Raw genomic sequence first — 25,136 nt, forward strand, 5'->3', positions numbered from 1 at the left:
GTGGGCTAGGATCTCTCTCGGTAGCGTGTCCGAGCGGCCGAAGGAGCTCGCCTCGAAAGCGAGTGTGGCGCAAGTCACCGAGGGTTCAAATCCCTCCGCTACCGCTGACGGACGAAGGGGCGCACCCGCACGGGTGCGCCCCTTCGTCGTCACCGGGCACCCGGCGCGGCGGTCGGCGCGCCGCGGCGGCGAAGCGGGCCCGGCCGGCCGCCCGGCCGCCGAACGGCGCACGGCGTGCCCGTCGTTCCTCCTCGTCCGGCGTGGGCCGCCGGGTTACACTCACCGCCGGCACCAGGGGACCCACGCGACACCGTAGGCAGGGGAGGCCACAGCACCGTGCAGCCGAAGAAGATCGCACTCTATGTCGTGATCGTCTTCGTGCTCTATCTGATCATTACGGACCCGGCCAAGGCTGCCGACTATGTCCAGATAGGGTTCGAGGGCATATCGAACGCCGCCAGTTCCATCGGCGACTTCATGACCTGGGTCATCAACGGCGGCCACTGACCGGCGCCACCCCTCGCGCCTCCCCGCTCCCCGGCGCCCCCACGCCCGCACCCGGCCGCCCCGCGACGGACCGCCGTGCGCCCGGACCTCCCCGAGCCCGCGCGCCCGACGCCGCTGCCCCGCGCCCCCGCACCGCGAAGGAGCCCCCGTGATCCGCCATCTGGTCCTCTTCAAGCTCAACCAAGGCGTCAAGCGCGACGACCCGCGGGTCGCCGAGGGCTACCGCGCGTTCAAGGAGCTCGGCGACCGCATCCCCGAACTGAAGTTCTGGGAGTGCGAGTGGAACATCTCGGAGCGGCCGATCGCCTACGACTTCGCCATCAACGCCGCCGTGGAGGACGCCGACGCCCTGCGCCGCTACCTGGCCCACCCCGACCACCAGGCGGGCGTAGCACTGTGGCGTGAGTTCTCCACGTGGGTGATCGCCGACTACGCGTTCTGAAGCCTCCCCCACAGGGCCCCCTCGCCCTGGCGGCGAGGGGCCCACCGGCCTTCCGGCGGCCTCAACTCGCCTTCAACACGGCATTATGCGGTGCTTGCACACAGTGCACATGTCTTGTGATGCTATGACCGCTTTTGCTAGCCGAGGTGAACGATTCCCCCTGTGCCGCCCCTCCAGTCCGCGGCCAGCCGCCGTCGTACGAAGGGAAGGGGTGGCCTTGTCCGTGCCGGCCAGTACCGTGCCCCGGGCCCCGACCCGTGACGACCCCCCGGCCACCGCCCCCGAGCCCCCCGCAGGACCCGGCACCGCGCCCGGCGAGCCCCCGCTCCCCGACCCCGCGCCCGCCGGCGACGCGCCCGCCGGCCCAGCCGTGCCCGCGTCCGGTTCCCCGCCCGGTGCGCCGTCCCACCCGAACGCCCGCGGCGCCGACACCCGCGCCCTGACCCAGGTGCTCTTCGGCCGGCTCAAGGACCTCACACCGGGCAGCGCCGAGCACGGCAGGGTGCGCGGCGCGCTGATCGAGGCCAACCTGCCGCTGGTGCGCTACGCCGCCGCCCGCTTCCGCAGCCGCAACGAGCCGATGGAGGACGTCGTCCAGGTCGGCACCATCGGCCTGATCAACGCCATCGACCGGTTCGACCCGGACCGCGGCGTGCAGTTCCCGACCTTCGCGATGCCCACCGTCATCGGCGAGATCAAGCGCTACTTCCGCGACAACGTGCGCACCGTCCACGTGCCGCGCCGGCTGCACGAGTTGTGGGTGCAGGTGAACGGCGCCACGGAGGACCTGACCACCAGCTTCGGCCGCTCGCCCACCACCGCGGAGATCGCCGAGCGGCTGCGCATCACCGAGGAGGAGGTGCTGGCCTGCATCGAGGCGGGCCGCTCCTACCACGCCACCTCCCTGGAGGCCGCCCAGGAGGGCGACGGGCTGCCCGGGCTGCTGGACCGGCTGGGGTACGAGGACCCGGCGCTGGACGGCGTCGAGCACCGCGACCTGGTGCGGCACCTGCTCGTACAACTGCCCGAGCGGGAGCAGCGGATCCTGCTGCTGCGCTACTACAACAACCTGACGCAGTCGCAGATCAGCGCCGAGCTCGGCGTCTCCCAGATGCACGTCTCCCGGCTGCTGGCCCGCAGCTTCGCCCGGCTGAGATCCGCAAACAGAATCGACGCGTAGCTGAGAAGAGTGACCGGCGCCGGGCACTTTCGCGACAGCCGTCCCGGTAATCCACCCCACACCCTTCCTTTCCAGCCCAGAGCCGCCGTCAGGTTGTCGACAAGTCACTACAGCGTGTTGCCGACATGTGACATTCTGCTGGAACCGCGTTTGCCGGAGCTCAGCCTCCGGTATTCAGGTGGAGGCTGTGCTTCTCGGCGTTCCCTCGACGAGAGCGGCCGCAGTGACCGTCCGCGACCTCAAGGGGGTGGCATGTCCGTAGACCAGGGCAGCTCGAAGGTGCTCACGCTCGGTGCGAGTGAGCCCGCGCCCGCACCCGCGCCCGAAGCGTTCCCGCACCCGGAGTCCATCGACACCCGGACCCTCTCCCGCTCCCTCTTCCTGCGGCTGGCCGCGCTGGACGAGCACAGCCCGGAGCGGGCCTACGTCCGGGACACCCTGATCGAGCTGAACCTCCCGCTCGTGCGGTACGCGGCCGCCCGCTTCCGCAGCCGCAACGAGCCGATGGAGGACATCGTCCAGGTCGGCACCATCGGCCTCATCAAGGCCATCGACCGTTTCGACTGCGAACGCGGCGTGGAGTTCCCCACGTTCGCGATGCCCACCGTCGTCGGCGAGATCAAGCGCTTCTTCCGTGACACCTCGTGGTCGGTGAGGGTGCCGCGCCGGCTCCAGGAGCTGCGCCTCGCCCTCACCAAGGCCAGTGACGAGCTCTCACAGCGCCTCGACCGCTCCCCGACCGTTCCCGAACTGGCCTCCGCCCTCGGGGTGTCGGAGGAGGACGTGGTCGACGGACTCGCGGTCGGCAATGCCTACACGGCCTCGTCCCTCGACTCGCCGGCCCCGGAGGACGACGGCGGCGAGGGCTCGCTCGCGGACCGCCTCGGCTACGAGGACAGCGCCCTGGAGGGCGTCGAGTACCGCGAGTCCCTGAAGCCCCTGCTGGCCAAGCTGCCGCCGCGCGAGCGCCGCATCATCATGCTCCGCTTCTTCGCGAACATGACGCAGTCCCAGATCGGCGAGGAGGTCGGCATCTCCCAGATGCACGTCTCCCGGCTGCTCACCCGCACGCTCGCGCAACTGCGCGAGGGGCTCATCTCGGACTGACCCGCCCGGCCGGGACCGCCGCGCCCGGCCGGGACCGCCGCCGGCACCCGGCCACCCGCAGTCGGTCGTCGGCCACCGGCCAGGGACCACCGGAGTCGCCCTCGCCGTGTGCGAGGGCGGCTCTCGTGCGTGCGGGCCGCGCCCGAGCACACGGAACGACCGCGCACCGCCGCGCACCACCGCCCCATACGGCAGCGCACCGCCGCCGCACACAGCGCGGCGGTTCCGCCTCCGGCAGCGACCGGTGCCGTGCGCGGCCGCGTGGACGCCCCGGGACGCGGCACGGCGGGCCCGGACATACGGCCGGGCGGCCACCGGACCGCCCGCGGCGATCCGGGACCGCCCGGAAGATCCTGCTAGGAGACCGCCAGCCAGGCGACTGCCGCCACCACCACGATGACGGCCAGCACGCCGACGATCACGCCGGCGCGCGGTCCGCCCGAGGCGGCCGCCGCCTGGGGGCGGCGCTGCTGTCCTCCGTCGTCGACGAAGGCGCGGAACATCTGGGTACTGCCCGCCGGGTCGTGATTGCCCTCGGGGCCCTGCGGCGCTTGGGGGTTGTGTGCCATGGGCCAGGACCCTAGCGAATCGGAACGGCCCACCCAAGGGTCACCCCTGCCCCCCTGGGGTACATGTTTGCCTCTGCATATAAGTTTCTTTACCAATTCTTGGATCCTGTGAGTTTCCTATCATTTGCCTGCGGCAACCAAATACCTTACGGTTGCCTTAAGCAACGAAAACCCCGGTCCGGGAGGTGCGATGGCGGAACGCCGTCAGTACGAGGAGCTGGCCCGGCAACTGAGCGCGATCGGCGCCGTGAAGCGGGGGCTCGCGCGCATCCTGCCGCCGGAGTGCCCGACGGGCTCCGCCGCGGTACTGACCCTGCTCGACCGGCACGGCCCCATGCGGATGAGCCGGCTGGCCGAACTGCTCTCCGTGGACATGTCCGTGACCAGCCGCCATGTGGCGCACGTGGCGCAGTACGGCTGGATCGACAGGTCCCCGGACCCCTGCGACCGCCGCTCCCGCATCCTGCGGCTCACCGCCGACGGGAGGGCCAAGCTCGCCGAGCTCTCCGAGACCTACGTACGCGCCCTCGCCGGCTGTCTGGCGGACTGGTCCGACGAAGAGGTCGACCAGTTCAACGCCTATCTCGCCCGGCTGCGCGACGGCTTCGACGACTTCCGCTCGGCACCGGCCCGCCCGACGCACCAGCCGGACACCGCGGCCACCCCCACGTGACCCGACGCACGCAGGCGCCCGGCCCCCCACGAAACGCATGACCAGCAAGAGAAAAGGACGTCCATGGCAACGACCACACCGAACGGTGTGCGGGGCAGCCATGCCAGGCACGGCGGCGCCCCCGGGAGCGCGCCGATGACACACCGGCAGATCATGGAGGCGCTCTCCGGGCTGCTGCTCGGCATGTTCGTCGCGATCCTGTCGTCGACGATCGTCTCCAACGCCCTTCCGCACATCATCTCCGACCTGGGCGGCGGGCAGAGCGCCTACACCTGGGTCGTCACCGCGGCGCTGCTCTCGATGACGGCGACCACCCCGCTGTGGGGCAAGCTCGCCGACCTGTTCTCCAAGAAGCTCCTGGTCCAGACAGCCCTGGTCATCTACGTCGGCGGCTCGGTGGTCGCCGGCCTGTCGCAGAACCCGGGCATGCTGATCACCTGCCGCGTGGTGCAGGGCATCGGCGTCGGCGGCCTGTCTGCGCTGGCGCAGATCGTGATGGCCGCGATGATCTCGCCCCGCGAGCGCGGCCGCTACAGCGGCTACCTGGGCGCCACCTTCGCGGTGGCCACCGTCGGCGGCCCGCTGCTCGGCGGTGTCATCACCGACACGAGCTGGCTCGGCTGGCGCTGGTGCTTCTACGTCGGCGTGCCCTTCGCCGTCATCGCGCTGCTCGTGCTCCAGAAGACGCTGAAGCTGCCGGTGGTCAAGCGCGAGGTCAAGGTCGACTGGGGCGGCGCGTTCCTCATCAGCGCCGCGGTCTGCCTGCTGCTGATCTGGGTGACCTTCGCGGGCAACAAGTACGACTGGATCTCGTGGCAGACCTGTGCGATGGTCGGCGGCTCGATCGTGCTGGGGCTGCTCTTCCTCCTGGTCGAGGCCAAGGCCGGCCAGCCGATCGTCCCCCTGCGGCTGTTCCGCAACCGGACGATCGCGCTGGCCTCGCTCGCCTCGCTCTTCGTCGGTGTGGCGATGTTCGCGGGCACGGTCTACTTCAGCCAGTACTTCCAACTGGCGCGCGGCAAGTCGCCGACCATGTCGGGCGTCCTGACCATCCCGATGATCGGCGGCCTGTTCGTCGCCTCCACGGTCTCGGGGCAGATCATCACCAGGACGGGGCGCTGGAAGATCTGGCTGGTGACCGGCACCGTGCTGCTCACCGCGGGCCTCGGTCTGCTGGGCGGCATCCGGTACGACACCCCGTACTGGCACCTGGCCGTCTACATGGGCCTGATGGGCCTCGGCATCGGCATGACCATGCAGAACCTGGTGCTGTGCACGCAGAACCAGGTGGCGGCCGCCGACCTCGGCGCCGCCAGCTCCACCGTGACGTTCTTCCGCTCGCTGGGCGGTGCGATCGGCGTCTCGGCGCTCGGTGCGATCATGGCCGACCGCATCACCGACTACGTCAGGGACGGCCTGGCCGGCCTCGGCCCAAAGGCGGCGCGGCTGGCGGCCGACGGCTCCGACAGCACCGCCATCCCCGACCTCGGCAAGCTGCCGGCCCCCGTGCGCACGGTCGTGGAGAGCGCGTACGGTCATGGCATAGCCGACCTCTTCCTGACGGCGGCGCCGCTGGCCGGAGTCGCCTTCCTGGTCACCCTGTTCATCAAGGAGGTCCCTTTGCGCACCAAGGCCGGTATCGCACAGGAGCAGTCCACCGAGGGCGCACCGCCCGAGGCCGCACCGCCGGCGCAGGCGACAGAGGCCGCCGAGGCCACCGGCGCCTCCGCGGCCACCACATACTCCGGGTCCACCGCGTCCGGCGCGTCCGGCGCGTCCGGCGCGGAGGAGCCCCCCGAGCTGCCCAGGCGCGAGCGGGTGCCGAGCTGGGCCGCCGCAGGCCCCGCGGACCCGTACGGCGGCCAGCGCCTCCAGGCGGCCGCCTCCGCCGCCCCGGCGAACGGTCTCGGCGGTTCCGGTTCGGGCGGTAGCGGCATACCCGTCCAGGGCTTCGTCCGGGGCGCCGAGGGCCTGCCGGTGGCCCGGGCCGCGGTGACCCTCATCTCACTGGCCGGCCGGCAGCTCAGCCGCTCCATGGCCCACCTGGACGGCGGTTACGCCGTCGACGCACCCGGTGCCGGCTCCTACGTCCTGATCGCCTCCGCGGACGGCTACCAGCCGCAGGCGTCGACGGTGGTCGTCGGCGAGGGCCCGGTGGCGTACGACATCCTGCTCAGCGGCACCAGCGGACTCACCGGCACGGTGCGCTCCGTGGACGGCGGCCCGGTCGCGAACGCGGTGGTCATCGTGACCGACGTGCGCGGCGATGTGCTGGCCACCGGAACCAGCGGCGTGCAGGGCGAGTTCGCCTTCACCGAGCTGGTGCCCGGCTATGTGACGGTCGCCGTGAACGCGGAGGGGTACCGGCCGCAGGCGCTGCCGGTCGAGATAGGCGGCTCCGGGGTCACCCGGGCCGATGTGGTGCTCTCCTCCGGCGCACGGGTGCGCGGCACGGTGCGGGCCGCGGGCGGGGCGCTCTCCGAAGCGCGGGTCACGCTGGTGGACGCGGCCGGGAACGTGGTCGGCACGGCGACCACCGGAGTCGACGGCGCCTACGGGTTCGCGGATCTGGACGAGGGGGAGTACACCGTGATCGCCACGGGATACCCGCCGGTGGCCACCGGCGTCTGGGTCAGCGGTCGCGGCGTCGAGGGCCACGACGTCGAACTCACCCACCCCACCGAGTAGCCCGCCCGGGGGCCGACGGCGCCCCCGGCCCGTCCTCCTGGTGGACGGGGTGCGGGGTGTTCCTCCCCCCGCACCCCGTTCCCCGCGGTCACGGCACCTGACCTGCGCCCCACCGCGCCCACCGCTGCCGTCGGCCCCTTCCCCCCGAAGCCGCCACAGAACCCCCACCGACCGCCCCCACGCGAAGAACACTGCGCACCGGCCCCCACGAGAGCCGCGAAGCACCACGTACGACCCCGAAGGAGAACCACACACCATGGCGTTGAGCGCGCGGGTCCGCACCCGGGACGGCTGGGGCGTGTCACACGCGGTAGTCACCGTCACCGACATGACCGGCACCCAGATCCTCCGTGCCGAAGCCGACGACGACGGCACCATCCACGACGACACCCCCCTTGCCCCCGGCCCCTACACCGTCATCATCACGGCCCTCGGCTACACCCCGACCGCCTCGACGGCCATCGTCTCCGCCGCGGGCCGTGCCGAGATCGGCCAGATCGTCCTCGCCCGCCAGGGCGGCTCGCAGCTCCCGCCGCCAGGCGTCTGGACCATCGACCCGGCCCACTCCTCCGTCGCCGCGGTCGCCCAGCACCTGGGCATCTCCAGCGTGCACGGCCGCTTCACCGAGTTCAGCGGCCGCATCGAGATCGCCAAGTACAGCGAGGGCGTCGCCCCCGCCCCCGCCGGCGACCGGGCGGAGAGCATCGAGAACTCCCGCGTGGAGGCCGTGATCCGGTCCGCTTCGATCGACACCGGCAACGGCATGCGCGACGGCCATCTGCGGTCGGCGGACTTCCTCGACGTGGAGCGGCACCCGGAGATCACCTACCGCTCCACCGGCCTGACCCCGGCCGGTCCGGACCGCTGGACGGTGCACGGCGAACTCGGCATGCACGGCGTCGTGCGCCCCGTGGACCTGGACCTCAGCTACCTCGGCACGGGGCCCGACCCCTGGGGCGGCGTCCGCGCCGCGTTCCGCGCCGTCGCCGAGCTGCGCCGCGAGGACTTCGCGATCACCTACAACCAGGTCGTGCAGGCGGGCATAGCGGCCATCGGCACCACGCTCAAGGTGGAGCTGAACATCCAGGCGGTCCAGGGAGAGGCCCTTCCGCAGGCGTAGGCTTCCGGCCATGGCACCGAACATCGCAACGAACACCCCCGTCTCCCGCTCGGAGCTGCTGGACTTCGTCCGCCCCCGCCACCACGCCGTCCTGATCACCCGGCGTGCCGACGGCGCGCCGCAGGCATCCCCCCTGACCTGCGGTGTCGACGACTCGGGCCGGATCGTGGTCTCGACGTACCCGGAGCGGGCGAAGACGCGCAACGCCAAGCGGGACGCGCGCGTCAGCGTGCTGGTGCTCAGCGACGACTGGAACGGCCCCTGGGTCCAGGTCGACGGCACGGCCGAGGTCCTGGACATGCCGGAGGCGGTGGAGCCCCTGGTCGAGTACTACCGCACCATCGCGGGCGAGCACCCGGACTGGGACGAGTACCGCGAGGCCATGCGCAAGCAGGGCAAGTCCCTGATCCGCATCACCCCCGAACGCTGGGGCCCGGTGGCGACGGGCGGCTTCCCGGCGCACCTCGTCCAGGACTGAGGACGCCCCTGGCCGGGCCGGGGGCGTCCCGGCGGCACCGGCCCGCCACGGGCCGGGCCGCCACGGGCACGCCCCTGCGCACCGGGCAGGACCGCGGCCGGGCGGCCACCGGCCCGCGTCCGGGCGGCCACAACCGTTCGCTCGGGCGGCCACCGGCTCAGACGCGGGCGACCATCGCCTCGATGCCCGCCACCAGCACCTCCAGCGCGAACACGAAGTCGCCCTCGCGCAACTGCGCCACCGACCCCGCCCCGCGCGCCGCCACCATGTCCGCGGACTCCCGCATCGGCCCGGCCACCTCGGGCGTCGCCGCTATCGAGCTCATCGCCTCGTGGACGTACTCGTCCTGCGTCATCCCGGCCTCCGCGCACCGCTGGATGAAGTGCCCCTCGATGGTGCCGAACCCGTAGACGAACTGGAAGACCGCCGAGATGGCGCCGGCCTGGCCGTGCGGCGGCAGGCCGGTGCCGCGGATGACGCGCTGCACGGCGGTGGACAGTTCGAGCGAACGGGGGCCGATGTTGAGGAACCGGCCGGCGAGCGGTGACAGCCAGGGGTGGCGCACCAGCAGGGCGCGGTACTCGGTGGCCAGGGCGCGCAGTTGCGGGCGCCAGTCCCCGCCGTCGCCGTCAGACGGCAGGCTCAGCTCGCCGAAGGCGGCGTCCAGGGCCAGTTCGAGGAGGTCGTCCTTGGTGTCCACGTACCAGTAGACGGACATGGCGGTGACGTTGAGCTCCGCGGCGAGCCGGCGCATCGAGAACCGGGCGAGCCCCTCGGCGTCCAGCAGCCGCACCGCCGTCTCGGTGATGCGCTCCCGATCGAGCCCGCTCGGCTGGTCGGAGCGACGGCCCGCCCCGCCGCGCGGGGCCTTTCCGTCCAGCCAGACGCTGGCACGTGGCGGACGCTTCGTCCGGTCGGCTGCCCTCACCATGGCCACCCCTTCGCTGAGCCGTACGCCTCGTCCCGCACCGGAGGGAATCCGGTCCACCTCTCTCGATGCTATGCGGGCGCGGCGCCGATTCCGTTACCGGGCGACCGTGCGCCCCCTCGGAAAGAGCCTGGTCGGGCAGGAGCAATCCGTCAGCTTTGCCCCCTCATAGCCCGTTTCAGCAAGACGGCCGCGAGCAGGCCCCCGAGCAGCACGGCGAGAGCTCCTGCCAGTTGGCTGGTCTCCAGACCCGCGGCGAACGCGGCGGTGATCCGGTCGCGCTGCGCGCCGGGGCGCGCGGCGGCCAGGGCGGCGGGCAGGGACGCGGCGGAGACCGCGGCGGCGGCGGTGAAGCGGGAGCCCAGCACGGCACCGAGGACGGCGACCCCGAGGCCGTTGCCGAACTCGGCCAGCGTGCCGTTGACTCCGGCGCCCACGCCCGCCTTCTCCCGCGGGATGGCGCTCATGATGGCGTTGGCCATGGCCGGCATGGCGAGCGAGATGCCCGCACCCATCACGACCAGGCCGAGCAGCATGCCCGCGTACCCGCCGCCGAGCAGGGCGATCGCGGCGAGACCGGCGGCGAGCAGGGTCATTCCGGTGGCGATGGTGGCGGGTGTGCCGAGCCTCGGCAGCAGGCGGGCGCCGAGTCCGGTGAGGTTGAGCGCGACGACGGTCAGCGCCAGCGGCACCGTGCGCAGGCCCGCCTCCAACGGCCCGTAGCCCAGCACGAACTGGAGGTGCTGGGTGAGCAGGAAGAGCGAGCCGCCCATGCCGAAGGCGACCAGTACGGCGCCCGCGACGGCGCCGACGAAGCGCTGGTCGCGGAAGAAGTGCATGTCGAGCATGGGGAAGGGGGCGCGCAGCTCCCAGCCGGCGAACGCGGCCAGCAGGGCGGCGCCGAGCGCGGCGGAGACCAGCACGTGGGCGGACGTCCAGCCGTGGCCGGGGCCGGAGATGATGGCGTAGACCACGCCCGTCATCCCGCTGGTGGAGAGCAGGGCGCCGAGCAGGTCGGGCCGGTCGCCCTGCGGGTTCCTCGACTCGGGGACCAGCCGCAGCACGAAGACCAGGCCGATCGCCGCCACCGGGATGTTGACCAGGAAGATGGCGCCCCACCAGAAGTGGTCGAGGATCAGCCCGCCGAGCAGTGGACCGACCGCGAAGCCCAGCGAGTTGACGGTCGACCAGATGCCGATCGCCTTCACCCGCTCGGCCTCGTCGAAGATCTGTACGACGACGGCGAGGGTGGTGGTCACCAGCAGGGCCCCGCCGATCCCCATCCCGGCGCGCGCGGCGATCAACTGCCCGCTGGACTGGGCGAGTCCGGCGGCCAGTGAGCCGGCGCCGAAGAGCGCGAGGCCGGCGGTGAGCATCTTCCTGCGCCCGTACCGGTCGGCGGCGCTGCCCGCGGTGAGCAGCAACCCCGACTGCACCAGCGAGTAGGCGTTGATCATCCACTGGACGGCCGCGGTGGACGCCCCCAGCTCCCGGGTGAGGGAGGGGATGGCGACGTTGAGAACCGTGTTGTCCAGCAGGACGGTGAGCTGGGCCAGGCAGATCACCCCGAGGACCAGCCAGCGCTGCGGGTGGCCGGACGGCGCACTGCGGGACCCCTCGTGGGTCGTCGTGGACGTCATGCGGGGCTCCGACTTCTACGGTGTACAGGACTGTGGTTCCCTCACGGTAGGCGAGGCGTCGTACGGTGTGCCACTTGATTTCAGGCGGTAGCGTTCTTCGCGCACGAGTCTGCTGACGCGGGCGGCGCCGGGCGCAGGACCGGGCGGCGGCCGACGTGGAGGCGAAGAGCGGAACCGAGGCCCGAGGACGCGGCGATCGCAGGATCCCGCCGGGCGGATGGGGGTCGTATGTCAGGGCGTCGGCGCGGTGCGAGAGGGCTGGTGACGGCGGGCGCGGTGCTGGGGGTGCTGGGCACCTCCCCCGGGGTGGCCGGGGCCGCACCCGGACCGGCGGCGCACGGCGGCGCGGTGCCGCTGCGGGTCGCCTCGTACAACATCCACGCGGGCGCGGGGACGGACAACGTCTTCGATCTCGACCGGACCGCCGGCGAACTGCGTGCGCTGCACGCGGACGTCATCGGACTGGAGGAGGTCGACGTGCACTGGGACGCGCGCAGCCAGTGGCGCGACCTGGCGGCGGAGCTGGGCCGGGCGACCCGTATGCACGTGTACTTCGCGCCCATCTACGACGAGGACCCGGCCACCGAGGGCGCACCGCGCCGCCAGTACGGGGTGGCCGTGCTCTCCCGGTTCGCGTTCCGCTCCGCCGAGAACCACGACATCACCCGGCTCTCGACGCAGGACCCCGACCCGGTACCCGCTCCGGCGCCCGGCTTCCCCGAGGTCGTGGTGAAGGTGCGCGGCGTGCCGGTGCACGTGTACGTCACGCACCTGGACTACCGCGCCGATCCCGCGGTGCGCCGGGCGCAGGTGGCGGACACCCGGCGGATCATGGCCGAGGACTGCGGTCCCACCGGGCACTGCCCGCGGCAGATCCTGGTCGGCGACTTCAACGCCACCCCCGACGCCCCCGAACTCGCGCCGCTCTGGCAGGACCTGCTGGACGCGGGTCCTGACGCCTCGGCGGGCGCGGCCGGGTACACGTATCCGGCCCTGAACCCGGAGAAGCGCATCGACTTCGTCACCGGCTCGCGCGAGGCGATGTCGGTCCGCGCGGTGACGGTGCCCGACACGCTGGCCTCGGACCACCGACCGGTGGTCGCGGACGTCACGCTGCGCCGCGGGTAGGCGGTTCGGGGGGCGCGGTGCGGCGGTGCGGTTCGGCGGTGCGCGGTTCGGCGGTGCGCGGTTCGGCGGTGCGCGGTGGACGGGCTGCGGGGCACGGCGCTGTGCGGCGTCGTGCGGCACGTGCGCGTGCGTACGGGGGGTGCGGCACGTGCGCGTGCGTACGCTGCTACGCCTTCCTCGTCAGGTCGTAGAACGCCGCGTCGCCCACGGTGACCTTCCTGAAGGTGGCCTCCACCCAGGTGCTGATGTCCGAGGAGACGCGGCTCCCGCCCCGGCTGAAGCCGCCTTCGCCGCCGGCACGGCCGCCGAACGCCGTACGTCCCGTGCCCCCGGCGATGAAGTAGTGGATCCTCCCGTCCGCCACGTACGTCTTGAACTGCGCGAGGGTCGGTGACGGGTCGCTGCCGTTGAAGCCGCCGATCGCCATGACCGGGTCACCGGTGGCCAACTGGTAGCTGGCCGCGTTCTGCGAGCCGACGGCCGCGGCGGGCCAGGTGTACGCCCCGGCGTTCCGCTCCAGCAGGGCCGCGGCCGCCTCGGAGACCCTGGCACCGTCGAGCAGCCCGCCCATACCGCCGCCCCCACCACCACGCGCGCCTCCGCGCATGCCGCCGCCCCGCGCGCCGCCGGGGCCGCCTGCCGCGCCCGAGCCACCCGGGAACCCGCCGGGGAACGGACCGTGGAACGCACCGGACCCTGCGGCGTTCCCGCCCTGGCCGGTGCCCCGGGTCCGGCCCCGGCCGAACGGGCCCGACCGGCCTGCCGCGCCCCGCGGCAGGGCTGTCGCGCCCTCCGGCAGGGCCGCCGGCCCGGCCCAGCGGCCGCCGGGTGCCCCGCCGCGCCAACCGCCTCCGCCGCGGCCCATCACGGCGGCGCCGGGCGGGCCCGCCGTGACGATGGAGCCCGCGTGACCGGTCTCCACGGTGGTGAGGGTGTACGCCAACGGGCCCGCGAGGCAGGCCGCGAGACCGGCGCCGACCGCGGCGAGAGCCGCCCGCCGCGCCGTACGCCCGGTGGACGGCACCCGGAGCGCGGTACTCCCGGTGGATGCCACCCGGTCCGCGGTACTCCCGGTGGACGCCACCCGGTCCGCGGTGCTCCCGGCGGGTGCGGCCCCGGGCGCGTCCGGGCCCGGCCGGCCCGTCGTCCGGCCGCTCAGCGTCCGGCTGTCCATCGTCCGGCCTTCCATCGTCCGGCCGTTCACCATCTGGCTGTCCGCCATCTGGCTGTCCGCCATCTGACGGCCCGTCGTCCAGTGGCCCACCGCCGCGAGGCCGAGGGTGCCCGCGATGGCGCCCGCCAGCACCGCCCAGCGCAGCCAGGGCAGGTAGTCGGGAGTGCGGCCGAGCAGTACGAAGGACCACCAGCCGGTCAGCGCGACCGTGCCCGCGAGCACGAGCGGGGCCCAGCCCCGGGACCGCTCCTCCCAGAGCACCGTCGCACCCATGCCGACCAGCGCGGCCAGGTACGGCGCGAGCGCGACCGTGTAGTACTGGTGGAAGATCCCGGCCATGAAGCTGAAGACGGCGGCCGTCACCAGCAGCGAACCGCCCCAGGCGAGGAACGCCGCCCGTGCCGTGTCGGTCCGGGCGGTGCGCCGGGTCACCAGCAGGCCGGCGGCCAGCAGCACGAGCGCGGCCGGCAGCAGCCAGGAGATCTGGCCGCCGACCTCCGGGCCGAACATCCGGTCCAGGCCCGTGTCCCCCCAGTGCCCGCCGCCGCCCGGGCCGCCGCCTCCGCCGACGCTGCCGGTCTCGTCGCCGCTGATCCGTCCGAACCCGTTGTAGCCGAAGGTCAGTTCGAGGAACGAGTTGTGCTGCGAGCCGCCGATGTACGGACGGGACGACGCGGGCCACAGCTCCACCAGCGCGACCCACCAGCCGCCGGACACCACGAGGACCACCGTGGCGAGCAGCAGTTGGCCGAACCGCCGCAGGGGCCGCACCGGCGCACACACCGCGTACAGCAGCGCGAGCGGCGGCAGGATGAGGAAGGCCTGGAGGGTCTTGACGAGGAAGGCGAGGCCGACCGCCGCCCCGGCCCACACCAGCCACCTCGTACGCCCCTGTTCCAGCGCCCGCAGCACGCAGTACACGGTGACCGTCATCAGGAGCGCGAGCAGCGCGTCCGGGTTGTCGAACCGGAACATCAGGGCGGCCACCGGGGTCAGCGCGAAGGCCACCACCGCGAGGAGCCCGGCCGTCGCGCTGAAGCGGCGGCGCACCGCCGCGTGGAGCACGGCCGCGGTGGCCACGCCCATCAGCACCTGGGGCACCAGGATCTGCCAGGAGCCGAGTCCGAAGATCCGCACCGAGAGTGCCATGGGCCACAGCGCCGCGGGCGGCTTGTCGACGGTGATGGCGTTGGCGGCGTCCAGCGAACCGAAGAAGAATGCCTTCCAGCTCCGGCTGCCGGCCTGGGCGGCGGCGGCGTAGAAGGAGTTCGCGTATCCGGACGCGCTCAGGTTCCAGAGGTAGAGAAGGCCGGTGGCCAGCAGGGACAGCAGGAGGGCGGGCCGCGCCCACGCCGCGTCCCCGGGCCGGCCCCGCCACAGCCGGGCGAGGCGACCGGCGAGGCGACCGGTACCGGTCGGGCGCAGGGCCGGGGAGCAGGTGGTCATCGCGGAGTCCTCGGTTCGTGGTCGGTGGCCGGCGGCGCGGCCCACACGGGGGACGCGCCTTCGGGGGTGGCAGTGGGTGCGCCGGCTTCGGATGCGACGCCTTCGGGGGCGACGCCTTCGGGGGCGACGCCTTCGGGGGCGGCACCCTGGCGGAGTGCCCCGCCTGCGGACGACGGGGGCGCGGAAAGGCACGGCGACGTGGCCGGGGTGACGCGGTCCGGGCGGATCGGGACGGGCGGCTCAGGGCGGGCCTGGACCACGGGGGGCTCAGGGCGGGCCCGGACCGCGGGCTCATCACGGCGGGGGCGGTGGCGCGGTGCCTGGAGTACGGGCTGATCACGGTGGGCGTGGACGACGGGCGGCTCGTGACGGGCCTGAGCGACGGGCGGATCGCGGCGTTCCGCGAACACCCACGCCCGCATCAACAGGAACCGCAGCACGGTGGCCGCCAGGTTCGCGGCGACCAGCACCGCAAGCTCGGTGGAGTGCGGTGCATCGGCGCGCGCCGTGTGCAGCGCCGCGAGCGACCCGCTGGTCAGCGCGAGGCCGATGCCGAACACCACGAGGCCCTGCGCCTGGTGCCGCAGGGCACGTTCGCGTCCCCGCACCCCGAAGGTGAGCCGCCGGTTGGCCGCGGTGTTGGCGAGGGCGGAGACGAGCAGCGCCAGCGCGTTCGCGGCCTGTGCCCCGCAGAGGGTCCGGAAGGCGGAGTACAGCAGCAGGTAGCACGCGGTCGAGAGCACCCCGACGACGCAGAAGCCCACCAGTTGCCGGGCCAGCCCGCGGGGCACCCCGGCCAGCGCGCGGTCCCGCGGGTCGTCGCCGAACGGCCGGGCGAGCCGGTCCAGCGGCAACGCCCCCACCGCGAGCGCCCGCCCCACCCGCCAGACCCCTTTCAGGTCCTCGACTGCGGTGCGTACGAGGTGCACGGTCGAGTCCGGGTCGTCCACCCAGTCGACGGGCACCTCGTGGATCCGCAGCCCGGCGCGCTCGGCGAGCACCAGCATCTCGGTGTCGAAGAACCATCCGCAGTCCTCGACCAGCGGCAGCAGTTCCCTCGCCACCTCCCGTCTGATCGCCTTGAAGCCGCACTGCGCGTCGGAGAACCGGGCGGCCAGCGAGCCTCGCAGGATGAGGTTGTAGGCGCGGCTGACCAGCTCGCGCCGCGGCCCGCGCACCACCCGCGAACTGCGCGCCAGACGGGAGCCGATGGCCAGGTCGGAGTGGCCGGAGAGGAGCGGCGCGACCAGCGGCAGCAGCGCGTTGAGGTCGGTGGACAGGTCTACGTCCATGTAGGCGAGGACCGGTGCCTCGGATGCGGACCACGCGGTGCGCAGCGCCCGCCCGCGCCCCTTCTCCGCCAGCCGGACGCCGCGCACCCCAGGCACCGAGGCCGCGAGCCGGGCCGCGACCTGCGGGGTGCCGTCGGTGGAGGCGTTGTCCGCGATGGTGATGCCGAAGGGGTAGGGGAAGGTACGGGTGAGGTGCTCGTGGAGCCGCCGCACACAGGGTTCGAGGTCCTTCTCCTCGTTGTACACGGGTATCACGACGTCAAGCACGGCCGCGCCCGGCTCGTCCTCGCCTCCGGCCGGCACGTGCTCCCGCGCCGGCAGCGCCCCCGGGTGCCAGGGGGCGCGGGAGCCCGCAGAAGATTCGGTTCGCATGGCTCAGACGTTCGCGACACGCGCTGTCAGGGGCGTGTGGCGAGGCTGTGGCGGGACTGTGAGTCGAAGCGCCGGGCAGGTTCGCTCCGGGCAGGCTCGCTCCGGACCGGCGGACCCGCGGACCGGCGGGCGGCGCGGCCGCGAGCGGGGCCCTCCCACGCCGACTCGGTACCGGTGCCGGTGGCCGGTACCGGTGCGCGATCCGAGCCGGAGGCCGCCGGGCGGGGCCCGATCCGACCCGGGCCGCGAGTGGAGCACGCTCAGGCACCGGGGGCCGGACCCGGCGGCGCTGCGGGCGCGGCCCGTGGCGGATCGACGGCCGATGGCGTTTCGGCGGCCGGTGGCAGGTCGACGGCTGGTGGCACGTCGACGACCCGTGGCGTCTCGGCGACCACTGGCACGTCGACGACCCGTGGCGTCTCGGCGGCCCGTGGCACGTCGACGGCCAGAGGCGTTTCGGCGGCCGGGGCGCCGGGGTCCGTCACCGCGGGCAGGTGCACCGTGAAGACGGTACGGCCGGGCACGCTCCGGGCACCGACCGTGCCGCCGTGCGCCGTGGTGACGGCCTGCACGATCGCCAGGCCGAGGCCGGTGGACCCCGTGGCACCGGGGGCGGCGGACCCACCAGAGGCACCGGAAGTGCCGGGTACGACGGTTGCGGCGGGTACGGCCCCGTCCGCACCGGCTCCCCCGCCCGCCCGCGCCCGGGAGGCGTCCCCGCGGGCGAAGCGTTCGAAGACGTGCGGCAGCAGGGCGGGCGGGATACCGGGGCCGTCGTCCTCGACGTCCAGCCGCACCCACGGCCCCTCCCGCTGCACGCGCGCCGTGACGGTGGTACCGGGCGGGGTGTGCGTTCGGGCGTTGGCGAGGAGGTTGAGCAGGACCTGGTGGAGCCGGGCCGGATCACCGGTCACCAGCATGGGCTCGTCCGGCAGGTCGAGCCGCCAGGCATGGCCCGCACCGGCCGCCCGGGCGTCGCTCAGCGCGTCCACCACGATCGGTGAGAGATCGGTGCTCTCAGACGAGAGCGGCCGTCCCGCGTCGAGCCGGGCGAGCAGCAGCAGATCCTCCACGAGCCCCGACATCCTGCGCGCCTCGGACTCGATCCGGCGCAGCGCGTGCCGGGTGTCGGGACCGGCCTCCTCGCTTCCGCGCCGGGTCAGTTCGGCATAGCCGCGGATGGAGGCCAACGGGGTGCGCAGCTCGTGGCTGGCGTCGGCGACGAACCTGCGGACGCGCGTCTCGCTCCGCTGCCGTGCGTCCAGCGCCTCGTGCACATGGTCGAGCATCCGGTTGAGGGCCGCGCCGACCTGCCCGACCTCGGTGGCCGGATCCGCCTCGGCGTCCGGCACGCGCTCGTGGAGGGCGACCTCACCGCGGTGCAGGGGGAGTTCGGAGACGCGGGTGGCGGTCGCCGCGACCCGGCGCAGCGGGCGCAGGGCCATGCCGACCGCGGCGGCACCCGCGAGGGAGGCCGCGATGAGGCCGGCACCGGTGACGCTCACCTCGACCGCGATCAGGGTCTGCAGCGTGTTGGTCACCCGGTCGGTGGGCAGCCCGACGAGGAAGGAGCCGCGTTCGCCGGAGACGGCCGCCACCCGGTACTCGCCGAGGACCGGCACGTCCACGGTGTGCGGCCTGCCGTCCTCGGCGACGGTACCGAGCGCGGCCGCCTGCGCATCGGTGAGCGGTGCGGCGTGCGCCTGACCGCTGGAGCGGTCCGCCCGCCGCTCCTCGCTGACGACGGCCCTGGCGATGGCGCCGTGGCCGTCCAGGACGGCACCCACGGTGCCGAGTTCCTGGGGCCCCTTGCTGACGAAGTCCAGCGGGTCGCGGCGCGGCAGCTCGGCGCCGGGCGGCGGCCCCGGTGGCCGCTCGCTCCGGGACGCGAACACCCGCGGTCCCGTCGCCCGCATCCCCAGTTCCCCGAGTTGTCCGTCCAACTGCTCGTAGAGGTGGGACCGCAGCGCGATGGTGGTGACGGTGCCGATCACCGCGCAGACGACGGCGATCAGGGTGACCGCGGCGACGACGAGCCGGGTCCGCAGCGACCGCCTCCGCAGTGGCCGCCGCCCCGTGAGCCGTGCCCACGGCCGACGCGCGCGGGGTGTCCCCTCCCCGGGCGTGTCCCCGTCCCGCGCGGGCGGCCGCCGGCCCACATCCGGCAGCCGCCCCGCACCAGGCGGCCGTTCCGCATCCGGCGGCCGACCCGCATCCGGCAGCCGGCCCACATCCGGCAGCCGTCCATCACCGCCGCGAGCGGGAGGCGCCTGTCCGCCACCCCCGCCGTCCGTCACGCCGCGACGGCAGGCTTGATCAGGTAGCCGGCACCGCGGCGCGTGTGGATCATGGGCTCGCGGCCGGCGTCGATCTTCCGCCGCAGGTACGAGATGTACAGCTCGACGACGTTGGCCTGCCCCCCGAAGTCGTACGACCACACCCGGTCGAGGATCTGCGCCTTGCTCAGTACCCGGCGCGGGTTGCGCATCAGGAAGCGCAGCAGCTCGAACTCGGTGGCGGTCAGGTGGATGCCGGTACCGCCCCGGCTCACCTCGTGGCTGTCCTCGTCCAGGACCAGGTCCCCGACGACGAGGGTGGAGTCGCTGCGCCGGTCGGCCGCACCCGAGCGCCGGATCAGCCCGCGCAGCCGGGCGACGACCTCCTCCAGGCTGAACGGCTTGGTCACGTAGTCGTCCCCGCCCGCCGTCAGACCGGCGATGCGGTCCTCGACGGCGTCCTTCGCCGTCAGGAACAGCACCGGCACGTCGGGCAGTTCACGACGGAGCCGGCCGAGGACGGACAGGCCGTCCATGTCCGGCAGCATCATGTCGAGCACGACGGCGTCCGGCCGGAAGGAACGCGCGGTCCGCACCGCGCCCGATCCGTCCCCCGCACTGCGGATCTGCCAGCCCTCGTAGCGCAGGGCCATGGACAGCAGATCGGTGATCGACGCCTCGTCGTCCACGACTAGCACCCGGACGGGCCTCCCGTCCGGCCTGAGCAGTTCGGTACGCCTCTGGGGCGAGGTGGTCGCGGTCATGCCCCTACGGTCGGCGGCCCGCGTGAAGGGGACCTTGGCCTTGTCTGTGAATTCCCTGAGAAAACGCGACGGCGCCCGGGAGACGGTCACCGCCCTCTTCGTCCTCTGCGTCGCCCTCTTCGACCGGCCGTCCGTCTGTCTCATCGCCGCGGGCTCGGCCCTCGGCGGCGGACTCGGCAGCGGACTCGGCAGCGGACTCGGCGCCCGCGCCGGACGCCGCCTCGGCCCCGGTGCCCTGCGCCGGCCCATCGTGACGGTGGGCACGCCGGCACTGGTCCGGCTCCTCCGGGGCCGGCGGCAGGGCACCCCCGCCGACCTCCCCGTCTCCCCGCCTCCCCATCACCCCGCCTCCCCGCCTCCCCGCCTCCCCGCCTCCCCGCCTCCATGGGCGCAGGAAGCGAGCCGGACGTCCGCTGCGGCGGCATGGCCATGCGTCCACGACGGCAGTCTGCGCGGCCGTGCGCACCGCCCTACCCGAAGCGCCGTACGTACCTGCGCTGCCACGGTGTTTCCACGGCCCGGCGGGCGTAGTGCGCGCGGACGTAGTCCACGGCCCGGTCCGCGGGCACGCCGTCCAGAACGGCCAGGCAGGCCAGTGCCGTGCCGGTCCTGCCGTAACCCCCGCCGCAGGCGACCTCGACCCGCTGCTCCCCGGCCCGCCGCCACACCTCCCGGAACGCCTCGGCCGCCGCGCCGCGGTCCGCAGGCAGACGGAAGTCGGGCCAGCGCAGCCATCGGCTCTCCCAGTCGACGGGCACCGGCTCACGGCCCAGCAGATACAGCCCGAAGTCCGGCGCAGGCCCGTCCGGCAGCGGCCGCCGCAACCCCCGCCCCCGCACCAGCCGCCCCGACGGCAGCCTCAGCACACCGACGGCCCCCGGCTCCCAGGCACCGCTCCTCATCTCAGCGCTCACGGGCGCGAGGGTAGCCGCGGAGCGGTTCGGCCGGACGGCTCCGGTCGGCACCTGCGCCTTTGAACAGCTACCCACCGGCTGCCCGACCGGGTGTGCCCGGCCGCGCCGCCCACCGTGCACCTTCCACCGCTCTGCCACCGCCCCCTCCCACCGTCCGTACTCTTTAGCCGCTCTGCCACCGCCCCCTCCCGCCATCCGTACTCTCCGGCCGTGTCCGCCCGCCGTGAGCGGGGTGACGTTCACCGGGCGGGTACGTTCGTCCCGTGGACCTGTCTCCCGCCGAAGCCCGCGACCGCTTCGCCTGCGCCCCGGTCGCCCGGCTGGCCACGGCGGACCCGGCCGGCGTACCGCACCTCGTACCGATGACCTTCGCGGTGCGCGGCGACACGGTCCACTCCGCGGTCGACCACAAGCCCAAGCGCACCTCCCACCTGCGCCGGCTGCGGAACATCGCGGCCAACCCCAGGGTGACGGTCCTCGTGGACCACTACACCGACGACTGGTCGTCCCTGTGGTGGGTGCGAGCCGACGGCCACGCCGAGATCTGGCACTCCGGAGAGCCCCGCCTTCGCGCCCTGGCGCTGCTGCGCGGCAAGTACCACCAGTACGCCGAGACACCACCCACCGGGCCGGTGATCACCATTCGCGTCGACGCCTGGCGCGGGTGGACGTCGGCCGGCTGAACCCGGCGCCCGAACCCCCGGGCCCGGAGCCCGCCGCCCGGCCCCGGGAACCCGCAGCCCGCCCACCGGGCTCCGCCACTCCCCGCACCGAGCCCCCCGCACACCGCTCGCGCCCGCACCGGCCCCACCGCCCGCACCACGCACACGGCTCACCTACGGGAACGCCGACCCACCACCAACACAGCACCACCCCGTATGCCCTACTTGACCCGCTTGACCTACTTACCTGGATCGTCCGCCCAGCGAATCAAGTAGTAGGGCCCGTAGACCATGCCCCAGACCAGGACGGCGGCCCCCGCCGTCAGCACGATGATCGCGATCTTCCATCGTCGTGACACGTACCTCTCCCTCCGAGTGACCCTTGCCGGGTCGCAACTCCGGTCACGGAACAGGAAGCCTCGCCACTGCCGTCCGGTTCCACCGGAGGTCGAATCGGGCACCGGTCCCGGCTCCGCCCTCGGCGGACCGCCGCGACGAGGGGCGAGGAACGAGGCGCAAGGAACGAGGGATGAGGAACGAGGCGCGAGGGGGATCCATGCATGGGCGGGTGACGAGGGGCGGCGGGCCACCGAGAAACGCCAGGGGCCCCGGATCACTCCGGGGCCCCTGACCTACTGTGCACTCGGCAGGATTCGAACCTGCAACCTTCTGATCCGTAGGATCGGGCAGGACGCTGAGCGGGGACCCTGCCTTCTGCCGGAATGATCGCTGACGCTCGTGATCGCCGGTTTGCATGTGCGGTCGTTGCCGTCAGCGGTGCCGTCAGCGGCCTGCCCCCTACCTTGCCCCGGCTGGCCGCGCCCGGCAGCGCTGCGTGCGTGCCGGCTGAGGTAGGCAGCCCTCCGTGGCTGAGATGGTCAGCAGCGGCCGGCCACGGATCGAGCTACAACAAGCCCATCTCGGTTGTCACACCTCGCAGTTACTCTGAAGCAATGGAGCGCCTAGCCGTACAAGATCATCAGGTACTTGTCCTCGCTGCGGGGGACACGCCAGCGGCCCGCAACAACGCCAAGGGTCACCTGTTCGAGAGCTTCGTTGCGCTCCTCTTGCACGAGTACGGCTATGAAGCACCCACAACGAGTGATCTGAATGTGCATTCAGACGGAATCGAGATCGATGTTTCCGCCGCCAACACGATCACTCGCCACAAAGCGATCGTTGAGTGTAAGGCGTACACGTCCAATGTTCGGGCGCAAGCATGCACTTCTTTTCTCGGGAAGCTCCAGCTAGCGCGATACGAGACAGAGGATAATGTCTTTGGTTACTTCTTCGCCCTGCCTCGCCTCGTCGCAGAGGGCGAGGAAGTGGCGAGGAAAGCACGGGCTAAAGACAAGCATTTCAGATACTTCAATGTGACGGATGTGGTCGATCTCCTCCGGAAGCGTCAGCTTATTTCCGAGCCCCCAGAGAACAACTCTGCGACTGCACCCCTACTTAGTGATCCCGCAATCATCATTACTGAGCACGGAATCTATAGCTGCGCCAAATCCCTAGATGCTGCAACCCATCGAGCAGACTCGGTATTGGTTTGGGGCCCCGGGCCCACAGGAGTACCCGAGCCGGTCATCGAGTTACTCGAGGGCGACTCCTACGCCACCGGTCTCCCGATTCGTACAGCTCGGGGTGAGGACTCACGCGCAACGCCAGCAATGCTTGAAGACGAGGCACTTCCGACGATCGTCCGAGTAAGGGGAAGTACGGAAGACTTCGAATATCAACTACCCGCCTCACCCCAACACTTCGTGGGCCGAGGATCTGCAGTACAGGATCTGGAAGCCTTCGTTAGCCAAAATCGGGGGACCCTAGTTCTGAATGCACAGTCCGGCTGGGGAAAAAGCTCTCTTGCGCTACAATTGAAGAAGATCGTTGAATCGCGGGCCGGATACGCAATGATTGTAGACAGCCGAACCGCTACGTCCGCCCGATTCATCAGTGAAGTACTGCGCGTAGCTGCACACGAGGCGGAAGAACTGGGCGTAATCAAGTCGCCCGAGGACTCTTCGTGGGCTAGCTTGGCTAGTTCCATTTGGACTCTCAAAAGAGCAGAATGGAACAGTCAGGATAGGCCCTTCCTTGTGTTCTTCGACCAGTTCGAGAACGTCTTTCAAGATGAGCGCATGACGCAGGAGTTTAGGGATCTAACCCTGATGGTGCGCGACTCAGGGATGCCTCTCCTCGTCGGGTTCGCCTGGAAGACTGACCTTGTCGCATGGACGGAGTCGCATCCCTTTCGCCTCCGTGACGAAATCCGAACCAGCAGCACCTCCATCTCGGTAGGCCCCATGAGGGCACGCGAGATTGAAACACTATTGCGTCGACTAGAGAAAAAACTCGGCACATCACTTTCTCGCGACTTGAGACAAAGACTCCGAGAATATTCCCAAGGGCTGCCGTGGCTGTTCAAAAAACTGAGTGGCCACATCATCCGCGAGTTGCAGACGAGGCAGAAAAGCCAGGAACAACTCGTTAGCGAGGCATTGAACGTTCAGAGTCTTTTTGACTCCGATCTTTCAGGCTTGTCCCCCATCGAGAGCGAAGCACTTCGCCATATTGCGAGATTCGCTCCGGTGTCAGCCGTTGAAGTCACGGAGCGGTACAACAGTGATGCAATTCAATCGCTCCTCGACTCACGTCTAGTTGTCGCACTGGCGGGTAAACTGGATACCTACTGGGACACGTTTCGAGATTTCCTGAACACTGGCCGCGTTCCAATTGAGGACTCGTATATTGTTCGTCAAAGTCCGCGGACTGTAGCGGAGCTACTGTACGCCGTTCTGGCACAGGGCGGTGATGCTTCCGTTGGCGACCTATCAGTGGAGCTGAATGTCAGCACTAAGGTCATCTACAATCGCTCACGCGAGCCTCGACTTTTTGGCTTGACCGCATACGAGCCCAACCGCGTGCGCCTACTGGATGAGGTGCTTAACGCGGTGGACATTGAGGCCGAAATGAGGCGCCGAGTAGCATCCGCTCTCAGAAGGAATAGAGCCTATTCTGCATTTCTTGGCCTAGCCGAGCGGCATGGCGACCGGGTCACCGTAGCCATGTACTCGCGGGAGCTCACTAACGTATTCCCTGCAGTAGAAGCCCAACCGAAATCCTGGCTCGAATACGCACGCTCGTTCGCTATGTGGTTTCACTACGCCGGCCTAGCAATCATGGATGCTGACCAGCTTCAGGTACCTCCAGATGGCTATGTGCCTACTGGCACGCTACGCGGGGGGCGCACGCGGAGCCGAAACGGCGAGTCCTTCACTCTGCGGACGCCTAAGGCGGCATTTGACATGCTGAAGAAGCTGTCGACTAGCCCCGTCACCACCAGAGAGTACAGATCACTCTCTAAAAGGGACCGCCGGGCCTTAACTGAACTCCTCACTCTGAATCTAGCTCAGCGGCTCAATGATGAAATTCACATAGCAGACGACGTTCTCGATAGCTCCGGGCAAGTGATCCCGTCAAAAATCCTCGGAGCTTTGCAGCAAGTTCCGGGAGGCACCGAAGCCCTGAACCTAATTGAGAGCGATCCCCGGGTAAGCAATTACGAGCTGGGCGTCGTCATGCAAGAGGCTCTTGGAGCCGTTTGGGAAGAGTCCACCGTATGGCAGGTGGGAAAGGACTTCCGTTCGTGGGCCAAGAGGGCAGGGGCGCAGGTTGTTCGCGCCCGAGCTTTCGAGCTGTCTCCGGAAGAAGATGAAGAACCTTTCCGCCTCTTCTGAACCGAGGCAGCTTAGCGGGACCCAAGTCCCGCTACATCG

General features: G+C 71.5%; 19 protein-coding genes and 1 tRNA gene. 12 read left to right on the forward strand and 8 right to left on the reverse strand.

Annotation, left to right across the window (positions count from 1 at the left end):
• The first annotated feature begins 19 nt into the window (after window positions 1-19).
• From IE313_RS01345 to IE313_RS01365, 5 genes are all read left to right on the forward strand, one after another.
• Window positions 20-104: transfer RNA gene (locus IE313_RS01345), tRNA-Ser, on the forward strand.
• Between the two features lie 232 nt (window positions 105-336).
• Window positions 337-507 (forward strand): hypothetical protein, encoded by a 171-nt coding sequence (locus IE313_RS01350; protein WP_189928974.1) that lies wholly within the window; start codon window positions 337-339, stop codon window positions 505-507.
• Window positions 508-655: 148 nt separating this feature from the next.
• Entirely contained in the window at window positions 656-949 is a 294-nt protein-coding gene (locus IE313_RS01355) for a Dabb family protein (RefSeq protein WP_189928975.1), read from the forward strand.
• A gap of 211 nt (window positions 950-1,160) precedes the next feature.
• Window positions 1,161-2,129, forward strand: a complete 969-nt coding sequence (locus tag IE313_RS01360; protein WP_373316884.1) for an RNA polymerase sigma factor SigF — start codon at window positions 1,161-1,163, stop codon at window positions 2,127-2,129.
• Between the two features lie 252 nt (window positions 2,130-2,381).
• Window positions 2,382-3,236 (forward strand): RNA polymerase sigma factor SigF, encoded by an 855-nt coding sequence (locus tag IE313_RS01365; RefSeq protein WP_189928977.1) that lies wholly within the window; start codon window positions 2,382-2,384, stop codon window positions 3,234-3,236.
• 356 nt (window positions 3,237-3,592) lie between these two features.
• On the opposite strand, the gene IE313_RS01370 is transcribed toward IE313_RS01365, so the two are convergent.
• Window positions 3,593-3,805: a hypothetical protein gene (locus IE313_RS01370; protein WP_189928978.1), complete on the reverse strand. Its 213-nt coding sequence runs from the start codon at window positions 3,803-3,805 to the stop codon at window positions 3,593-3,595.
• Between the two features lie 190 nt (window positions 3,806-3,995).
• Between IE313_RS01370 and IE313_RS01375 the strand changes: the two genes are divergently transcribed.
• The 4 genes from IE313_RS01375 (at window position 3,996) to IE313_RS01390 (ending at window position 8,764) form a co-directional block, all read left to right on the forward strand.
• Window positions 3,996-4,478 carry a MarR family winged helix-turn-helix transcriptional regulator gene (locus IE313_RS01375; RefSeq protein WP_189928979.1) on the forward strand — a complete coding sequence of 161 codons (483 nt, stop codon included), beginning with the start codon at window positions 3,996-3,998 and terminating at the stop codon, window positions 4,476-4,478.
• Between the two features lie 135 nt (window positions 4,479-4,613).
• Entirely contained in the window at window positions 4,614-7,166 is a 2,553-nt protein-coding gene (locus IE313_RS01380; RefSeq protein ID WP_506005223.1) for an MFS transporter, read from the forward strand.
• Between the two features lie 256 nt (window positions 7,167-7,422).
• Entirely contained in the window at window positions 7,423-8,286 is an 864-nt protein-coding gene (locus IE313_RS01385; protein WP_189928981.1) for a YceI family protein, read from the forward strand.
• 10 nt (window positions 8,287-8,296) lie between these two features.
• Window positions 8,297-8,764: a PPOX class F420-dependent oxidoreductase gene (locus IE313_RS01390; RefSeq protein ID WP_189928982.1), complete on the forward strand. Its 468-nt coding sequence runs from the start codon at window positions 8,297-8,299 to the stop codon at window positions 8,762-8,764.
• Window positions 8,765-8,921: 157 nt separating this feature from the next.
• Here IE313_RS01390 and IE313_RS01395 read toward each other — a convergent pair whose 3' ends face one another.
• Both IE313_RS01395 and IE313_RS01400 read right to left on the reverse strand, forming a co-directional pair.
• The gene (locus tag IE313_RS01395; protein ID WP_189928983.1) at window positions 8,922-9,695 is read right to left on the reverse strand and encodes a TetR/AcrR family transcriptional regulator; all 774 of its coding nucleotides are present in this window, start codon (window positions 9,693-9,695) and stop codon (window positions 8,922-8,924) included.
• 149 nt (window positions 9,696-9,844) lie between these two features.
• Entirely contained in the window at window positions 9,845-11,332 is a 1,488-nt protein-coding gene (locus IE313_RS01400; protein ID WP_189928984.1) for an MFS transporter, read from the reverse strand.
• A gap of 228 nt (window positions 11,333-11,560) precedes the next feature.
• Here IE313_RS01400 and IE313_RS01405 point away from each other — a divergent pair, with 228 nt between their 5' ends.
• Window positions 11,561-12,460 (forward strand): endonuclease/exonuclease/phosphatase family protein, encoded by a 900-nt coding sequence (locus IE313_RS01405; RefSeq protein ID WP_189928985.1) that lies wholly within the window; start codon window positions 11,561-11,563, stop codon window positions 12,458-12,460.
• A gap of 166 nt (window positions 12,461-12,626) precedes the next feature.
• Here IE313_RS01405 and IE313_RS01410 read toward each other — a convergent pair whose 3' ends face one another.
• The 5 genes from IE313_RS01410 to IE313_RS01430 all read right to left on the reverse strand — a co-directional run bounded on the left by IE313_RS01410 (window position 12,627) and on the right by IE313_RS01430 (window position 20,686).
• The gene (locus tag IE313_RS01410; RefSeq protein ID WP_189928986.1) at window positions 12,627-15,080 is read right to left on the reverse strand and encodes an ArnT family glycosyltransferase; all 2,454 of its coding nucleotides are present in this window, start codon (window positions 15,078-15,080) and stop codon (window positions 12,627-12,629) included.
• Window positions 15,077-16,744, reverse strand: coding sequence for a bifunctional glycosyltransferase family 2/GtrA family protein (locus IE313_RS01415; RefSeq protein WP_229924278.1), 1,668 nt, complete (start codon window positions 16,742-16,744; stop codon window positions 15,077-15,079). Before IE313_RS01415 ends, IE313_RS01410 begins: the two co-directional genes overlap by 4 nt.
• 260 nt (window positions 16,745-17,004) lie before the next feature.
• Window positions 17,005-18,807: a sensor histidine kinase gene (locus IE313_RS01420; RefSeq protein WP_229924321.1), complete on the reverse strand. Its 1,803-nt coding sequence runs from the start codon at window positions 18,805-18,807 to the stop codon at window positions 17,005-17,007.
• 230 nt (window positions 18,808-19,037) lie between these two features.
• Complete coding sequence (locus tag IE313_RS01425) at window positions 19,038-19,784, reverse strand: response regulator transcription factor (RefSeq protein ID WP_308439122.1); 747 nt, start codon at window positions 19,782-19,784, stop codon at window positions 19,038-19,040.
• 470 nt (window positions 19,785-20,254) lie between these two features.
• The gene (locus IE313_RS01430; RefSeq protein ID WP_189929273.1) at window positions 20,255-20,686 is read right to left on the reverse strand and encodes a protein-tyrosine phosphatase family protein; all 432 of its coding nucleotides are present in this window, start codon (window positions 20,684-20,686) and stop codon (window positions 20,255-20,257) included.
• 275 nt (window positions 20,687-20,961) lie between these two features.
• Here IE313_RS01430 and IE313_RS01435 point away from each other — a divergent pair, with 275 nt between their 5' ends.
• Together IE313_RS01435 and IE313_RS01440 are read left to right on the forward strand one after the other, a co-directional pair.
• Entirely contained in the window at window positions 20,962-21,381 is a 420-nt protein-coding gene (locus IE313_RS01435; protein ID WP_189928987.1) for a TIGR03668 family PPOX class F420-dependent oxidoreductase, read from the forward strand.
• 932 nt (window positions 21,382-22,313) lie between these two features.
• Window positions 22,314-25,097: an nSTAND1 domain-containing NTPase gene (locus IE313_RS01440; RefSeq protein WP_189928988.1), complete on the forward strand. Its 2,784-nt coding sequence runs from the start codon at window positions 22,314-22,316 to the stop codon at window positions 25,095-25,097.
• Window positions 25,098-25,136 lie beyond the last annotated feature (39 nt).

The sequence above is a fragment of the Streptomyces sulfonofaciens genome (assembly GCF_014656295.1).
Lineage (GTDB): Bacteria > Actinomycetota > Actinomycetes > Streptomycetales > Streptomycetaceae > Streptomyces > Streptomyces sulfonofaciens.

Excerpts from the sequence above, each read along its gene's own strand:
- IE313_RS01440 (WP_189928988.1), top strand. The coding sequence starts at position 22,314 with ATGGAGCGCCTAGCCGTACAAGATCATCAGGTACTTGTCCTCGCTGCG.
- IE313_RS01385 (WP_189928981.1), top strand. The coding sequence starts at position 7,423 with ATGGCGTTGAGCGCGCGGGTCCGCACCCGGGACGGCTGGGGCGTGTCA.
- IE313_RS01365 (WP_189928977.1), top strand. The coding sequence starts at position 2,382 with ATGTCCGTAGACCAGGGCAGCTCGAAGGTGCTCACGCTCGGTGCGAGT.
- IE313_RS01405 (WP_189928985.1), top strand. The coding sequence starts at position 11,561 with ATGTCAGGGCGTCGGCGCGGTGCGAGAGGGCTGGTGACGGCGGGCGCG.
- IE313_RS01415 (WP_229924278.1), bottom strand. The coding sequence starts at position 16,744 with ATGCGAACCGAATCTTCTGCGGGCTCCCGCGCCCCCTGGCACCCGGGG.
- IE313_RS01375 (WP_189928979.1), top strand. The coding sequence starts at position 3,996 with ATGGCGGAACGCCGTCAGTACGAGGAGCTGGCCCGGCAACTGAGCGCG.
- IE313_RS01400 (WP_189928984.1), bottom strand. The coding sequence starts at position 11,332 with ATGACGTCCACGACGACCCACGAGGGGTCCCGCAGTGCGCCGTCCGGC.
- IE313_RS01380 (WP_506005223.1), top strand. The coding sequence starts at position 4,614 with ATGACACACCGGCAGATCATGGAGGCGCTCTCCGGGCTGCTGCTCGGC.
- IE313_RS01370 (WP_189928978.1), bottom strand. The coding sequence starts at position 3,805 with ATGGCACACAACCCCCAAGCGCCGCAGGGCCCCGAGGGCAATCACGAC.
- IE313_RS01395 (WP_189928983.1), bottom strand. The coding sequence starts at position 9,695 with ATGGTGAGGGCAGCCGACCGGACGAAGCGTCCGCCACGTGCCAGCGTC.
- IE313_RS01425 (WP_308439122.1), bottom strand. The coding sequence starts at position 19,784 with ATGACCGCGACCACCTCGCCCCAGAGGCGTACCGAACTGCTCAGGCCG.
- IE313_RS01390 (WP_189928982.1), top strand. The coding sequence starts at position 8,297 with ATGGCACCGAACATCGCAACGAACACCCCCGTCTCCCGCTCGGAGCTG.
- IE313_RS01410 (WP_189928986.1), bottom strand. The coding sequence starts at position 15,080 with ATGACCACCTGCTCCCCGGCCCTGCGCCCGACCGGTACCGGTCGCCTC.
- IE313_RS01430 (WP_189929273.1), bottom strand. The coding sequence starts at position 20,686 with ATGAGGAGCGGTGCCTGGGAGCCGGGGGCCGTCGGTGTGCTGAGGCTG.